This window comes from Aliivibrio salmonicida LFI1238 (genome assembly GCF_000196495.1).
Taxonomy (GTDB): Bacteria; Pseudomonadota; Gammaproteobacteria; order Enterobacterales; family Vibrionaceae; genus Aliivibrio; species Aliivibrio salmonicida.
On sequence record NC_011312.1, the window covers coordinates 467,671 to 484,464 of the forward strand.

Genomic DNA, 16,794 nt, shown 5'->3' on the forward strand with positions numbered 1-16,794 from the left:
TTAGAAGACATTTGCCTTGTGCTACTCTATAAAACGAGTAAATTACCATGACATATAATGCATAACTGAATCAATAGAATAATTATAAGTATGACCAAGAAGTTATCCCTCTTTTTTACATTTTGTTTGTTTGCCATTTCATCTAACGTGTCGGCAGAAACAGAATTGGATATAGAGGGTTTAGAAGGATCTTTACTGAGTAATGTAGAAGCTTACATCTCAGGTATTCCAGAAGAGGACTATTCCGTATCTCTTCGTTTCCAAGCTCGCCTTGAAGAAAGTACGACTGATGCCTTAAAAGCACTGGGTTATTACCAACCCGTGATCACCTTCACTATTGAAGGTGAAAAATCAAAACACACACTTATTATGACGGTTGAGGAAGGCGAGCCCGTTGTTATTTACGTCAGTGATATCGTTATTACGGGTGAAGCAAGGAACGATATTGACTTTACTAATGCGGTTGATAGTTCAGGTCTCAATTTAGGGCAAGTTTTAAACCATGGTCGATACGAAAGTTTAAAAAGTACACTGCAAAATCTAGCGTTAAGAAAAGGGTATTTTGATGGTGAATTTTCGGTTAGTCGTTTAGAGGTAGCTCCTGGAAGACATCAAGCAATGGTTCGCTTACGTTATGATAGTGGTAAGCGTTATAGTTTTGGTGAAACGACGATCGATGGCAGTCAAGTTGAAGAAAAGCGAGTGCGTTCGATAATTCCTTTTGAGCCAGGTGACCCTTATCTTGCTAGTCTGGTTGGTGATTTAAATCAATCCCTTTCAAATACTGAATGGTTTTCATCCGTTTATGTTGAACCTGATTTAGATGCTGTTGGTGAAACTCATCAATTACCAATGAAAGTTCATGTCTCTCCTCAAGTTAGAAATCAATTAGAAACCAGTATTGGTTATTCGACAGATGTCGGCGCGAGAGGGAAAATTCGATGGAAAAACCCGTGGTTAAATAAATATGGTCACAGTTTAGATACTGCACTTTCTATCTCTAAGCCAGAACAAGAAGCGAGGATCTCTTATAAGATCCCTTTAGAGCAAGTATTAAAAGATTATTACATTGTGAAATATGGTCTTAAAAATGTGGATAACCGAGATACTGACAGTTTGGAGTCGAATTTAGCGTTTGAAAGGCACTGGGTTTATGACTCTGGTTGGCATCGCACTATTTATACTCGTTTCTTATATGAAGAATTTACGCAAGGCATCCAAGATGGGACTGCTTGGCTAGTGCTTCCTGGTATCTCATTCTCTAAAAGTCGCACTCGTGGTGGAACAATGCCGATGTGGGGGGATAAAAAAGCATTCACTATTGAAGGTACTGATGAAGCATTAACGTCAGACGTAAGAATGCTTCGCCTACAAGCCCAAGGAGCGATTGTTCGTAGTATTGGGGAAAACCATCGAGGTGTTGCACGAGCCGATATTGGTGCAATATATACCGATGATTTCTACAAATTACCCCCATCGATTCGATTCTTTGCTGGTGGTGATAATAGTATTCGTGGTTACGGATATGAAGAAGTATCACCAAAAGACAGCAGTGGTTATTTAACTGGCGGACAATTTATGGCAACAACCAGTCTTGAGTATCAATATCGAGTTGTGGGTAATTGGTGGTTGGCGACATTTATTGATTATGGTGATGCTTGGATAACAACTCCAGATTGGAAAACGGGTGCAGGTTTAGGTATTCGATGGGCTTCTCCTGTAGGGCCAGTTCGACTTGATTTTGCGTGGGGGTTTGATGCTGAACCTGGTGATGAATTTAAAATCCATTTTACGTTAGGACCTGAAGTATGAGTTCCTTATCGGTAAATGAAGAACAAAATAAGCCGCAATTAAAGAAAAAGCGTCGTTTTAGTCGATACTGTATTTGCTTGGCTTTGTTTGTTCCAACAATTATCCTCATGATTTTATTGTTAATCGGTGCATTGGTTTTTACAAACTCTGGCTTGAAGCTAATTATTTGGGGGGCAGAAAAAGCGGTACCTGAACTTTCAATAAAAAACATAGACGGAAGTTTAATTCCGGAATTTACTCTATCAGAGGTTAAGTATCATAATGATGATCTACTTAACGCTGATATTTCTCGTTTTCATTTTGGGTTAACGGCAAAGTGTTTATTGGTTCCTTCGCTTTGTATTGATGACATTACGATTGACGGGCTTGTTTTGGATTTCCCTCAATTACCCACCTCGCCAGAAGACGAAGCGACTAAAGCACCTACAAATAATGAGCTGCTTTCAATTCCGATCCCTATCAACATCACCAAGATCTCGATTAATAATATAGATGCTACTGTTTTGGGTAATCGTATTCAGTGGGATAGTTTTTCTACTGGGATTAAAATATATAAGAGTGATTTGACCATTACACCTTTGCAATGGAATCGAATTAATTTACAGCTTGCTGAGAGTGAAAAAGAAAAGACGAAATCGAAAGCTCCCGCAGATAAAGTCTCGGATACCCCAATTGTTTTACCTGATGTTTATGTTCCATTAAATATAAAGGTAGAGCAGTTTTCACTTCGTGATTTTGTGTTACAGCAGGAAGCGCTAGTTAAAATCAATCAGCTTGACTTTAAAGCCAATATTGGTGAGAACGATATTAAGGTTAATGATTTTTATCTTGATACACCACAAGCTAATTTGTCTTTAGATAATGAAATATCTTTACAAGGTGATTACCCATTAACGTTAAATGCGAATGCGGTAATAAAGGAAACGGAATTAAAAGGTCATAAAGTAACGATTATAGCCAAAGGGAGTGTTGCAAACTTAGAGGCATCTCTTAATTTAACTGGGGGATTGAAGGCCAACGTTGAAGCAAATATTCATCCTCTTGAGACAACATTACCTTTTGATGTCCATGTGTATAAAACGGAACTTTATTGGCCGTTATCTGGTGTAAAAGAATTCAAAGTAAGCGTGCCTAATATAAAAGCAGAAGGTGACCTTAACCAATACAAGTTTGCGAGTGCTCTATATATAGAGGGAAAAACAATACCGCAAACAGATTTACGTTTAGAAGGTAAAGGTAATTTAGAAAAAGTTGAGCTTTATGACTTTATGGCGGATACCTTAGGGGGAAGTATTTCTGGTAGTGCGGAAGCCGATTGGGCTTCTTTAGTTCATTGGAAAGCGGATGTACATCTTCAGAATATTCAACCAGGTTTGCAATGGCCAGAAGCAGAGGGTGACATTAGTGGCGAATTAGTCACCTCAGGCAGTTTAACAAAAGAAGGGGGTTGGAAGGTTACCGTGCCAACCATCGATATTAATGGCATTTTTAGGGAGTACCCATTAATTATAGAAGGGTCGTTAAAAGCGGATGATGTTAAAGGTTTAGGAGAACCGTATCTCGAGGTTGCACAATTAACACTACATCATGGGGATAACGGATTAACGATTTCGGGTTCTTTAGATAAAGAATGGGATCTTAATGTTGATATAGACTTTCCTGAATTATCTGACAGCGTACCAGATGTTCATGGGCAGTTAATGGGAAATGTAGCCTTAACCGGAAAAGTAACAGAACCTAAAATTAACGTAGATATAAATGCGGTAGAACTTCAACTGCCTCAAAAAACCACACTAAATAAAGCGTCTATTAAAGGTTACGTTGTTCCTATGCCTGCAATTGATGCGGATCTTAGTATTAAATTACTTGGTGGTAAATATAAAAAACAAACACTTAAAGATTTAGTGGTTCGCTTTAGTGGTAAAGAGCATAATCACAAATTACAAATTGATTTAGATTCTAATGTTATTCAATCGCATCTTTTATTTAATGGTTCTCTTGAACGTAAAAAAGGGTGGAAAGGTGAATTAAGTAAAGCTGATGTTGTTACTGAAATTGGTCCATGGAAGTTAGATAAAAAAGCTTCGCTTGCTTATGATATCCAAAAGCAAGAGTTATTCGTTCAAGCTAACTGTTGGAGTCAGGGAAAAACATCGTTGTGCCTAAATAAAGATTTAGTCGCTGGAAACTCAGGCAGTGCTGATGTGAGCATTAAACATTTTGAATTCAGTAAAATTAAAAAATTCTTACCAGAAGAAACAAACATAAATGGTGAGGTTAACCTTGATGCATTAGCGAAATGGGCGGTAGGGAAACCTCCTTATGTAAAAGCGTCATTGTATTTACCAAAAGGAAATATAGAGCAAGAGATGGAAACCCCTCTTATTGTTGGTTGGGATAAAGTAAATGTTAATGCTGAAATGAAAAATGATGAGCTAAAGAGTGATTGGCTTATTGCATTAACAAATAACGGCGAATTAAAAGGTGAGATGACGGTTAATCAATTAACTGGTTCTAAAAAACTTAATGGTTACTCCAATATTAATACCGTTTCATTAGCTATGCTTGAACCTATTTTAGGAGAGTATAGTCAATTAGAGGCAATGGTGAATTCGAGTATTAAGGTCTCTGGGCCGATAGAACATCCTAAATTATTCGGAGACCTTAGTGTTGATAAAATAAAAGTGAAGGGTGAAATATCTCCAGTTGACATAAGTAATGGCAATATCAATATTCTTTTTGGTGGCCACAGTGGAAAATTGACATCGTTGATCACTACATCTGACGGGGATCTACATTTAAAAGGGTTTGGTGATTGGTCAGCATTAGACGCTTGGAAAGCAGGATTGGATGTCTTTGGTAATGAGTTGCAAGTTAACGTCCCTCCAATGGTGAAGTTAAAAGTTAAACCAGACATGAAAATTAGAGTAATACCGACATTGGCGAAAATTACAGGCTCTATTGAGATCCCTTGGGGGCGGATAGTCGTGAAGGATTTACCAGAAAGTGCAATTGGTGTATCAAAAGATGAAATTATCTTAGGTGATAATCTAAAACCAATCGAAAGTAACACGTCATTACCTATGGCAGTGGAAACCGATATTGATCTCAGCATTGGTGATGATGTTTTGCTTTCTGCTTTTGGTTTAGAGGGTGGATTAGTAGGAAAGTTAAATATTACTCAAAAAAATAAAGGTCCGTTTATTTCGGGTGAAATTAACATTGAAGACGGAACCTATCGTTCATTTGGCCAAGATCTACAAATCACGAAAGGAAAAATATTATTTAATGGACCCGCAGATCAACCTTATGTTGATATTGAAGCAATTCGCAATCCAGATAATACAAAAGATGATGTTGTTGCTGGTGTAAAAGTGAATGGACCAGCGGATACACCTAAAGTTGAAATTTTTTCATCACCAAGCATGCCGCAAGCAAATGCGTTGTCTTATCTATTGAGAGGGCAGGATATCGATAGTGATTCTGGTGGTAATGCCATGACGACCACACTAATTGGATTAAGTTTAGCAAAAAGTGGCAAGGTGGTGGGGGAAATAGGTAAAGCATTTGGTGTTCAAGATTTACAACTTGATACTGCAGGCTCTGGTGGTGATTCACAAGTGACGATCAGTGGTTATATCGCACCAGATTTACAAGTTAAGTACGGTGTGGGGATATTTAATTCTCTTGGTGAGTTTACATTAAGGTATCGTATTGTCAGCGATCTTTATATAGAAGCGATTTCTGGACTAGATAATGCGGTAGACTTAATTTATCAGTTTGAATTTAACTAATGAAATGCGCCAAATGTGGATAACTTTGTGGGTAACCTGTTTTAAGCTTTAGGGTAAAAAATTATAAGTTTTCTTTTGAATAAAATGCCATCAAACAAGCATAAAATATAAAAAAAAAGCTATTTTATGCTTGCTAATGAAATCGAACTCCCTATAATGCGACCTCACTGACACGGAGCGCTCAACCAAGAGCTGCAAAGGGTTGGTAAGAAAAACGGTTTGAAAATTAAATTTAAAAAAGTGTTTGACACGAAAGTTTAATTAGCTAAAATGACCGTCCTCTTCACAGAGAAGCGGAAACGCTTTGAAAGTAGAAGAAAAGCTCTTTAAAAATTAGAAACCTATTAATCTGTGTGGGCACTTGTGAATTGATAATCACTAGTTTGCTTTTACTTTTCGAAGTGAATTCAAACAAAAATAATCAATGAACTGAGTGACTACACAAAATTACTTTTATGTAAGAAATCAGTATAAATCATTGAGCCGGTTTTGTTTATGCCCTCTTTTAATTAAGAAGACAGAACAACCAAAAAACTTTAATTGAAGAGTTTGATCATGGCTCAGATTGAACGCTGGCGGCAGGCCTAACACATGCAAGTCGAGCGGTAACAGGAATTAGCTTGCTAATTCGCTGACGAGCGGCGGACGGGTGAGTAATGCCTGGGAATATGCCTTGATGTGGGGGATAACTATTGGAAACGATAGCTAATACCGCATAATGTCTTCGGACCAAAGAGGGGGATCTTCGGACCTCTCGCGTCAAGATTAGCCCAGGTGAGATTAGCTAGTTGGTGGGGTAAGAGCTCACCAAGGCGACGATCTCTAGCTGGTCTGAGAGGATGATCAGCCACACTGGAACTGAGACACGGTCCAGACTCCTACGGGAGGCAGCAGTGGGGAATATTGCACAATGGGCGAAAGCCTGATGCAGCCATGCCGCGTGTATGAAGAAGGCCTTCGGGTTGTAAAGTACTTTCAGTCGTGAGGAAGGGTGTGCAGTTAATAGCTGTATATCTTGACGTTAGCGACAGAAGAAGCACCGGCTAACTCCGTGCCAGCAGCCGCGGTAATACGGAGGGTGCGAGCGTTAATCGGAATTACTGGGCGTAAAGCGCATGCAGGTGGTTCATTAAGTCAGATGTGAAAGCCCGGGGCTTAACCTCGGAACCGCATTTGAAACTGGTGAACTAGAGTGCTGTAGAGGGGGGTAGAATTTCAGGTGTAGCGGTGAAATGCGTAGAGATCTGAAGGAATACCAGTGGCGAAGGCGGCCCCCTGGACAGACACTGACACTCAGATGCGAAAGCGTGGGGAGCAAACAGGATTAGATACCCTGGTAGTCCACGCCGTAAACGATGTCTACTTGGAGGTTGTGGCCTTGAGCCGTGGCTTTCGGAGCTAACGCGTTAAGTAGACCGCCTGGGGAGTACGGTCGCAAGATTAAAACTCAAATGAATTGACGGGGGCCCGCACAAGCGGTGGAGCATGTGGTTTAATTCGATGCAACGCGAAGAACCTTACCTACTCTTGACATCTACAGAATTCGCTAGAGATAGCTTAGTGCCTTCGGGAACTGTAAGACAGGTGCTGCATGGCTGTCGTCAGCTCGTGTTGTGAAATGTTGGGTTAAGTCCCGCAACGAGCGCAACCCTTATCCTTGTTTGCCAGCACGTAATGGTGGGAACTCCAGGGAGACTGCCGGTGATAAACCGGAGGAAGGTGGGGACGACGTCAAGTCATCATGGCCCTTACGAGTAGGGCTACACACGTGCTACAATGGCGCATACAGAGGGCTGCAAGCTAGCGATAGTGAGCGAATCCCAAAAAGTGCGTCGTAGTCCGGATCGGAGTCTGCAACTCGACTCCGTGAAGTCGGAATCGCTAGTAATCGTGAATCAGAATGTCACGGTGAATACGTTCCCGGGCCTTGTACACACCGCCCGTCACACCATGGGAGTGGGCTGCAAAAGAAGTGGGTAGTTTAACCTTTCGGGGAGGACGCTCACCACTTTGTGGTTCATGACTGGGGTGAAGTCGTAACAAGGTAGCCCTAGGGGAACCTGGGGCTGGATCACCTCCTTAACGATAGATTGCGATTTATGAGTGTTCACACAGATTGATTAGGTTTTAATAAGTTGAAGTGACAGAGCTTTAATTAATGATTTCGATTATTGATTAAAGCTTTTTGCTTTAAGCTCTTTAACAATTTGGAAAGCTGACTGATTTAACTAACTTACGAGTTAGATAAATCAAAATTTAAAAGTTCTTAATATCTTTTGTTTATCTTTAGATAAACAAATTAAAAACACATTCAAGTGTTCTTGTATTTTGAATCCGGCGAAAAACCAGAACTCTCAATGAAGAGTTCAACCTTGGTTGTTTATGCCATACGAAACCTCTTGGGGTTGTATGGTTAAGTGACTAAGCGTACACGGTGGATGCCTTGGCAGTCAGAGGCGATGAAAGACGTATTAACTTGCGATAAGCCCAGATTAGGTAGTAAAAACCTTTTGAGTCTGGGATTTCTGAATGGGGAAACCCACTAGCATAAGCTAGTATCGCTGCGTGAATACATAGCGCAGCGAAGCAAACCGGGAGAACTGAAACATCTAAGTACCCCGAGGAAGAGAAATCAACCGAGATCCCGAAAGTAGCGGCGAGCGAAATTGGGTTAGCCCTTAAGTTGTTAATGAGACAGGTGAAGCCTCTGGAAAGTGGCGCGATACAAGGTGATAGCCCTGTAACCGACATCTCATCATCAGTGAAAACGAGTAAGGCGGGACACGTGATATCCTGTCTGAATATGGGGGGACCATCCTCCAAGGCTAAATACTACTGACTGACCGATAGTGAACCAGTACCGTGAGGGAAAGGCGAAAAGAACCCCTGTGAGGGGAGTGAAATAGAACCTGAAACCGTGTACGTACAAGCAGTAGGAGCATACTTGTTATGTGACTGCGTACCTTTTGTATAATGGGTCAGCGACTTATATTCAGTGGCAAGGTTAACCGTTTAGGGGAGCCGTAGGGAAACCGAGTCTTAACTGGGCGTTCAGTCTCTGGATATAGACCCGAAACCAAGTGATCTAGCCATGGGCAGGTTGAAGGTTGAGTAACATCAACTGGAGGACCGAACCGACTAATGTTGAAAAATTAGCGGATGACTTGTGGCTAGGGGTGAAAGGCCAATCAAACTTGGAGATAGCTGGTTCTCCCCGAAATCTATTTAGGTAGAGCCTCGGACGAATACTACTGGGGGTAGAGCACTGTTAAGGCTAGGGGGTCATCCCGACTTACCAACCCTTTGCAAACTCCGAATACCAGTAAGTAATATCCGGGAGACACACGGCGGGTGCTAACGTCCGTCGTGAAGAGGGAAACAACCCAGACCGCCAGCTAAGGTCCCAAAGTTATAGCTAAGTGGGAAACGATGTGGGAAGGCTCAGACAGCCAGGATGTTGGCTTAGAAGCAGCCATCATTTAAAGAAAGCGTAATAGCTCACTGGTCGAGTCGGCCTGCGCGGAAGATGTAACGGGGCTAAGCTATACACCGAAGCTGCGGCAGTCCAATTTATTGTGCTGGGTAGGGGAGCGTTCTGTAAGCCGTTGAAGGTGTGCTGTAAGGCATGCTGGAGGTATCAGAAGTGCGAATGCTGACATGAGTAACGATAAAGGGGGTGAAAAACCCCCTCGCCGGAAGACCAAGGGTTCCTGTCCAACGTTAATCGGGGCAGGGTAAGTCGACCCCTAAGGCGAGGCCGAAAGGCGTAGTCGATGGGAAACGGGTTAATATTCCCGTACTTCTTATAATTGCGATGGGGGGACGGAGAAGGCTAGGTAGGCTTGGCGACGGTCGTCCAAGTTTAAGTGCGTAGGCTAAGAGTTTAGGTAAATCCGGACTCTTGTTAGGCTGAGACACGATGTCGAGCACCTACGGGTGTGAAGCTATTGATGCCATGCTTCCAGGAAAAGCCTCTAAGCTTCAGGTTATAAGAAATCGTACCCCAAACCGACACAGGTGGTCGAGTAGAGAATACTAAGGCGCTTGAGAGAACTCGGGTGAAGGAACTAGGCAAAATGGTACCGTAACTTCGGGAGAAGGTACGCTCCTAGCGGTGATGAGACTTGCTCTCTAAGCTGCCGGGAGTCGCAGATACCAGGTGGCTGCAACTGTTTATTAAAAACATAGCACTGTGCTAAATCGTAAGATGACGTATACGGTGTGACGCCTGCCCGGTGCTTGAAGGTTAATTGATGGGGTTAGACTTCGGTCGAAGCTCTTGATCGAAGCCCAAGTAAACGGCGGCCGTAACTATAACGGTCCTAAGGTAGCGAAATTCCTTGTCGGGTAAGTTCCGACCTGCACGAATGGCGTAATGATGGCCACGCTGTCTCCACCCGAGACTCAGTGAAATTGAAATCGCTGTGAAGATGCAGTGTACCCGCGGCTAGACGGAAAGACCCCGTGAACCTTTACTACAGCTTGGCACTGAACATTGACCCTACATGTGTAGGATAGGTGGGAGCCTTTGAAGCAAGTACGCTAGTATTTGTGGAGGCAATCTTGAAATACCACCCTTGTATGCTTGATGTTCTAACGTTGGCCCCTTATCGGGGTTGCGGACAGTGCCTGGTGGGTAGTTTGACTGGGGCGGTCTCCTCCCAAAGAGTAACGGAGGAGCACGAAGGTGGGCTAAACACGGTTGGACATCGTGTGGTTAGTGCAATGGCATAAGCCCGCTTGACTGCGAGAATGACAATTCGAGCAGGTGCGAAAGCAGGTCATAGTGATCCGGTGGTTCTGAATGGAAGGGCCATCGCTCAACGGATAAAAGGTACTCCGGGGATAACAGGCTGATACCGCCCAAGAGTTCATATCGACGGCGGTGTTTGGCACCTCGATGTCGGCTCATCACATCCTGGGGCTGAAGTCGGTCCCAAGGGTATGGCTGTTCGCCATTTAAAGTGGTACGCGAGCTGGGTTTAGAACGTCGTGAGACAGTTCGGTCCCTATCTGCCGTGGGCGTTGGATGATTGAAAGGGGCTGCTCCTAGTACGAGAGGACCGGAGTGGACGAACCTCTGGTGTTCGGGTTGTTACGCCAGTAGCATTGCCCGGTAGCTAAGTTCGGGATCGATAAACGCTGAAAGCATCTAAGCGTGAAGCGAGCCTTGAGATGAGTCATCCCTGATACTTTAAGTATCCTAAAGGGTTGTTGAAGACTACGACGTTGATAGGCAGGGTGTGTAAGTGCTGCGAGGCATTGAGCTAACCTGTACTAATTGCCCGTGAGGCTTAACCATACAACACCCAAGGGGTTTTGAACGGATTTAAGATAGCAAGAAACAGATTGAATGTGATTAAGAACACAATACAGCTTTCCGAATTAAAGAATTTGCTTGGCGACCATAGCGTTATGGACCCACCTGATCCCATGCCGAACTCAGAAGTGAAACGTAATAGCGCCGATGGTAGTGTGGGGTCTCCCCATGTGAGAGTAGGACATCGCCAGGCTTAAATTTGAATAAGTGCCCGTTCAATAGAACGGGCTTTTATTTCGCTCCCAGTTTGTCACTGGAGGCAAGTCAAGTTAACATTTTTAAGTCTTTCATAAATAAATGAAAAGATTGAGAATATTACCTTGACTTTCAAATCAGAAAGCGTAATATACGCAGCCTGAAACGACGAAGCTGAAAGGCTAAGTGGTTGAAAGACAACGCTCTTTAACAATTTAACCAAATCAATCTGTGTGGGCACTTGTGAGTTGATAATCACTAGTTTGCATTTACTTTTCGGAGTGAATACAAACAAAAATAATCAATGAACTGAGTGACTACACAAAATTACTTTTATGTAAGAAATCAGTATAAATCATTGAGCCGGTTTTGTTTCTGCTGAAACAAACCAAAAAACTTTAATTGAAGAGTTTGATCATGGCTCAGATTGAACGCTGGCGGCAGGCCTAACACATGCAAGTCGAGCGGTAACAGGAATTAGCTTGCTAATTCGCTGACGAGCGGCGGACGGGTGAGTAATGCCTGGGAATATGCCTTGATGTGGGGGATAACTATTGGAAACGATAGCTAATACCGCATAATGTCTTCGGACCAAAGAGGGGGATCTTCGGACCTCTCGCGTCAAGATTAGCCCAGGTGAGATTAGCTAGTTGGTGGGGTAAGAGCTCACCAAGGCGACGATCTCTAGCTGGTCTGAGAGGATGATCAGCCACACTGGAACTGAGACACGGTCCAGACTCCTACGGGAGGCAGCAGTGGGGAATATTGCACAATGGGCGAAAGCCTGATGCAGCCATGCCGCGTGTATGAAGAAGGCCTTCGGGTTGTAAAGTACTTTCAGTCGTGAGGAAGGGTGTGCAGTTAATAGCTGTACATCTTGACGTTAGCGACAGAAGAAGCACCGGCTAACTCCGTGCCAGCAGCCGCGGTAATACGGAGGGTGCGAGCGTTAATCGGAATTACTGGGCGTAAAGCGCATGCAGGTGGTTCATTAAGTCAGATGTGAAAGCCCGGGGCTCAACCTCGGAACCGCATTTGAAACTGGTGAACTAGAGTGCTGTAGAGGGGGGTAGAATTTCAGGTGTAGCGGTGAAATGCGTAGAGATCTGAAGGAATACCAGTGGCGAAGGCGGCCCCCTGGACAGGCACTGACACTCAGATGCGAAAGCGTGGGGAGCAAACAGGATTAGATACCCTGGTAGTCCACGCCGTAAACGATGTCTACTTGGAGGTTGTGGCCTTGAGCCGTGGCTTTCGGAGCTAACGCGTTAAGTAGACCGCCTGGGGAGTACGGTCGCAAGATTAAAACTCAAATGAATTGACGGGGGCCCGCACAAGCGGTGGAGCATGTGGTTTAATTCGATGCAACGCGAAGAACCTTACCTACTCTTGACATCTACAGAATTCGCTAGAGATAGCTTAGTGCCTTCGGGAACTGTAAGACAGGTGCTGCATGGCTGTCGTCAGCTCGTGTTGTGAAATGTTGGGTTAAGTCCCGCAACGAGCGCAACCCTTATCCTTGTTTGCCAGCACGTAATGGTGGGAACTCCAGGGAGACTGCCGGTGATAAACCGGAGGAAGGTGGGGACGACGTCAAGTCATCATGGCCCTTACGAGTAGGGCTACACACGTGCTACAATGGCGCATACAGAGGGCTGCAAGCTAGCGATAGTGAGCGAATCCCAAAAAGTGCGTCGTAGTCCGGATCGGAGTCTGCAACTCGACTCCGTGAAGTCGGAATCGCTAGTAATCGTGAATCAGAATGTCACGGTGAATACGTTCCCGGGCCTTGTACACACCGCCCGTCACACCATGGGAGTGGGCTGCAAAAGAAGTGGGTAGTTTAACCTTTCGGGGAGGACGCTCACCACTTTGTGGTTCATGACTGGGGTGAAGTCGTAACAAGGTAGCCCTAGGGGAACCTGGGGCTGGATCACCTCCTTAACGATAGATTACGATTTATGAGTGTTCACACAGATTGATTAGGTTAAAAAAGTAAAAGAGACATAATGTTGGGTCTGTAGCTCAGTTGGTTAGAGCGCACCCCTGATAAGGGTGAGGTCGGTGGTTCAAATCCACTCAGACCCACCAATACTTTTCCAGTAAGTATTGGTGATAACATTATATTTTGGGGCTATAGCTCAGCTGGGAGAGCGCCTGCCTTGCACGCAGGAGGTCTGCGGTTCGATCCCGCATAGCTCCACCATCTTTAAGTATTCTCTTTGAGAGTCTTTAAAAATGGTTTCGAAAGAAACATTGCTCTTTAACAATTTGGAAAGCTGACTGATTTAACTAACTTACGAGTTAGATAAATCAAAATTTAAAAGTTCTTAATATCTTTTGTTTATCTTTAGATAAACAAATTAAAAACACATTCAAGTGTTCTTGTATTTTGAATCCGGCGAAAAACCAGAACTCTCAATGAAGAGTTCAACCTTGGTTGTTTATGCCATACGAAACCTCTTGGGGTTGTATGGTTAAGTGACTAAGCGTACACGGTGGATGCCTTGGCAGTCAGAGGCGATGAAAGACGTATTAACTTGCGATAAGCCCAGATTAGGTAGTAAAAACCTTTTGAGTCTGGGATTTCTGAATGGGGAAACCCACTAGCATAAGCTAGTATCGCTGCGTGAATACATAGCGCAGCGAAGCAAACCGGGAGAACTGAAACATCTAAGTACCCCGAGGAAGAGAAATCAACCGAGATCCCGAAAGTAGCGGCGAGCGAAATTGGGTTAGCCCTTAAGTTGTTAATGAGACAGGTGAAGCCTCTGGAAAGTGGCGCGATACAAGGTGATAGCCCTGTAACCGACATCTCATCATCAGTGAAAACGAGTAAGGCGGGACACGTGATATCCTGTCTGAATATGGGGGGACCATCCTCCAAGGCTAAATACTACTGACTGACCGATAGTGAACCAGTACCGTGAGGGAAAGGCGAAAAGAACCCCTGTGAGGGGAGTGAAATAGAACCTGAAACCGTGTACGTACAAGCAGTAGGAGCATACTTGTTATGTGACTGCGTACCTTTTGTATAATGGGTCAGCGACTTATATTCAGTGGCAAGGTTAACCGTTTAGGGGAGCCGTAGGGAAACCGAGTCTTAACTGGGCGTTCAGTCTCTGGATATAGACCCGAAACCAAGTGATCTAGCCATGGGCAGGTTGAAGGTTGAGTAACATCAACTGGAGGACCGAACCGACTAATGTTGAAAAATTAGCGGATGACTTGTGGCTAGGGGTGAAAGGCCAATCAAACTTGGAGATAGCTGGTTCTCCCCGAAATCTATTTAGGTAGAGCCTCGGACGAATACTACTGGGGGTAGAGCACTGTTAAGGCTAGGGGGTCATCCCGACTTACCAACCCTTTGCAAACTCCGAATACCAGTAAGTAATATCCGGGAGACACACGGCGGGTGCTAACGTCCGTCGTGAAGAGGGAAACAACCCAGACCGCCAGCTAAGGTCCCAAAGTTATAGCTAAGTGGGAAACGATGTGGGAAGGCTCAGACAGCCAGGATGTTGGCTTAGAAGCAGCCATCATTTAAAGAAAGCGTAATAGCTCACTGGTCGAGTCGGCCTGCGCGGAAGATGTAACGGGGCTAAGCTATACACCGAAGCTGCGGCAGTCCAATTTATTGTGCTGGGTAGGGGAGCGTTCTGTAAGCCGTTGAAGGTGTGCTGTAAGGCATGCTGGAGGTATCAGAAGTGCGAATGCTGACATGAGTAACGATAAAGGGGGTGAAAAACCCCCTCGCCGGAAGACCAAGGGTTCCTGTCCAACGTTAATCGGGGCAGGGTAAGTCGACCCCTAAGGCGAGGCCGAAAGGCGTAGTCCATGGGAAACGGGTTAATATTCCCGTACTTCTTATATTGCGATGGGGGGGACGGAGAAGGCTAGGTAGGCTTGGCGACGGTCGTCCAAGTTTTAGTGCGTAGGCTAGGAGTTTAGGTAAATCCGGACTCTTGTTAGGCTGAGACACGATGTCGAGCACCTACGGGTGTGAAGCTATTGATGCCATGCTTCCAGGAAAAGCCTCTAAGCTTCAGGTTATAAGAAATCGTACCCCAAACCGACACAGGTGGTCGAGTAGAGAATACTAAGGCGCTTGAGAGAACTCGGGTGAAGGAACTAGGCAAAATGGTACCGTAACTTCGGGAGAAGGTACGCTCCTAGCGGTGATGAGACTTGCTCTCTAAGCTGCCGGGAGTCGCAGATACCAGGTGGCTGCAACTGTTTATTAAAAACATAGCACTGTGCTAAATCGTAAGATGACGTATACGGTGTGACGCCTGCCCGGTGCTTGAAGGTTAATTGATGGGGTTAGACTTCGGTCGAAGCTCTTGATCGAAGCCCAAGTAAACGGCGGCCGTAACTATAACGGTCCTAAGGTAGCGAAATTCCTTGTCGGGTAAGTTCCGACCTGCACGAATGGCGTAATGATGGCCACGCTGTCTCCACCCGAGACTCAGTGAAATTGAAATCGCTGTGAAGATGCAGTGTACCCGCGGCTAGACGGAAAGACCCCGTGAACCTTTACTACAGCTTGGCACTGAACATTGACCCTACATGTGTAGGATAGGTGGGAGCCTTTGAAGCAAGTACGCTAGTATTTGTGGAGGCAATCTTGAAATACCACCCTTGTATGCTTGATGTTCTAACGTTGGCCCCTTATCGGGGTTGCGGACAGTGCCTGGTGGGTAGTTTGACTGGGGCGGTCTCCTCCCAAAGAGTAACGGAGGAGCACGAAGGTGGGCTAAACACGGTTGGACATCGTGTGGTTAGTGCAATGGCATAAGCCCGCTTGACTGCGAGAATGACAATTCGAGCAGGTGCGAAAGCAGGTCATAGTGATCCGGTGGTTCTGAATGGAAGGGCCATCGCTCAACGGATAAAAGGTACTCCGGGGATAACAGGCTGATACCGCCCAAGAGTTCATATCGACGGCGGTGTTTGGCACCTCGATGTCGGCTCATCACATCCTGGGGCTGAAGTCGGTCCCAAGGGTATGGCTGTTCGCCATTTAAAGTGGTACGCGAGCTGGGTTTAGAACGTCGTGAGACAGTTCGGTCCCTATCTGCCGTGGGCGTTGGATGATTGAAAGGGGCTGCTCCTAGTACGAGAGGACCGGAGTGGACGAACCTCTGGTGTTCGGGTTGTTACGCCAGTAGCATTGCCCGGTAGCTAAGTTCGGGATCGATAAACGCTGAAAGCATCTAAGCGTGAAGCGAGCCTTGAGATGAGTCATCCCTGATACTTTAAGTATCCTAAAGGGTTGTTGAAGACTACGACGTTGATAGGCAGGGTGTGTAAGTGCTGCGAGGCATTGAGCTAACCTGTACTAATTGCCCGTGAGGCTTAACCATACAACACCCAAGGGGTTTTGAACGGATTTAAGATAGCAAGAAACAGATTGAATGTGATTAAGAACACAATACAGCTTTCCGAATTAAAGAATTTGCTTGGCGACCATAGCGTTATGGACCCACCTGATCCCATGCCGAACTCAGAAGTGAAACGTAATAGCGCCGATGGTAGTGTGGGGTCTCCCCATGTGAGAGTAGGACATCGCCAGGCTTGAATTAAGTTTTTATCTTTTTTAGAAGATGAAGACAAAGAATAAAACGCTGACACGTTTTATTTAAGTAATAGCATAATGCTGAATAGACACTG

General features: G+C 44.8%; 2 protein-coding genes, 2 tRNA genes and 6 rRNA genes. All 10 read left to right on the top strand.

Annotated elements, in window-relative coordinates; genetic code table 11:
• Positions 1-90: 90 nt before the first annotated feature.
• The gene (tamA, locus tag VSAL_RS02440; RefSeq protein WP_012549258.1) at positions 91-1,812 is read left to right on the top strand and encodes an autotransporter assembly complex protein TamA; all 1,722 of its coding nucleotides are present in this window, start codon (positions 91-93) and stop codon (positions 1,810-1,812) included.
• Entirely contained in the window at positions 1,809-5,606 is a 3,798-nt protein-coding gene (gene tamB, locus VSAL_RS02445; protein ID WP_012549259.1) for an autotransporter assembly complex protein TamB, read from the top strand. Before tamA ends, tamB begins: the two co-directional genes overlap by 4 nt.
• A 537-nt stretch (positions 5,607-6,143) precedes the next feature.
• A 16S ribosomal RNA gene (locus VSAL_RS02450) occupies positions 6,144-7,688 on the top strand.
• Between the two features lie 329 nt (positions 7,689-8,017).
• Positions 8,018-10,908, top strand: a 23S ribosomal RNA gene (locus VSAL_RS02455).
• A 95-nt stretch (positions 10,909-11,003) separates the two neighbouring features.
• Positions 11,004-11,119: ribosomal RNA gene (rrf, locus tag VSAL_RS02460) — 5S ribosomal RNA — on the top strand.
• Positions 11,120-11,520: 401 nt separating this feature from the next.
• Positions 11,521-13,065: ribosomal RNA gene (locus VSAL_RS02465) — 16S ribosomal RNA — on the top strand.
• Between the two features lie 70 nt (positions 13,066-13,135).
• Positions 13,136-13,212, top strand: a tRNA-Ile gene (locus tag VSAL_RS02470).
• Positions 13,213-13,251: 39 nt separating this feature from the next.
• Positions 13,252-13,327, top strand: a tRNA-Ala gene (locus tag VSAL_RS02475).
• A gap of 269 nt (positions 13,328-13,596) precedes the next feature.
• Positions 13,597-16,487: ribosomal RNA gene (locus VSAL_RS02480) — 23S ribosomal RNA — on the top strand.
• Positions 16,488-16,582: 95 nt separating this feature from the next.
• Positions 16,583-16,698, top strand: a 5S ribosomal RNA gene (gene rrf, locus VSAL_RS02485).
• Together the 16S, 23S and 5S rRNA genes with 2 tRNA genes alongside form the textbook arrangement of a ribosomal RNA operon.
• Positions 16,699-16,794 lie beyond the last annotated feature (96 nt).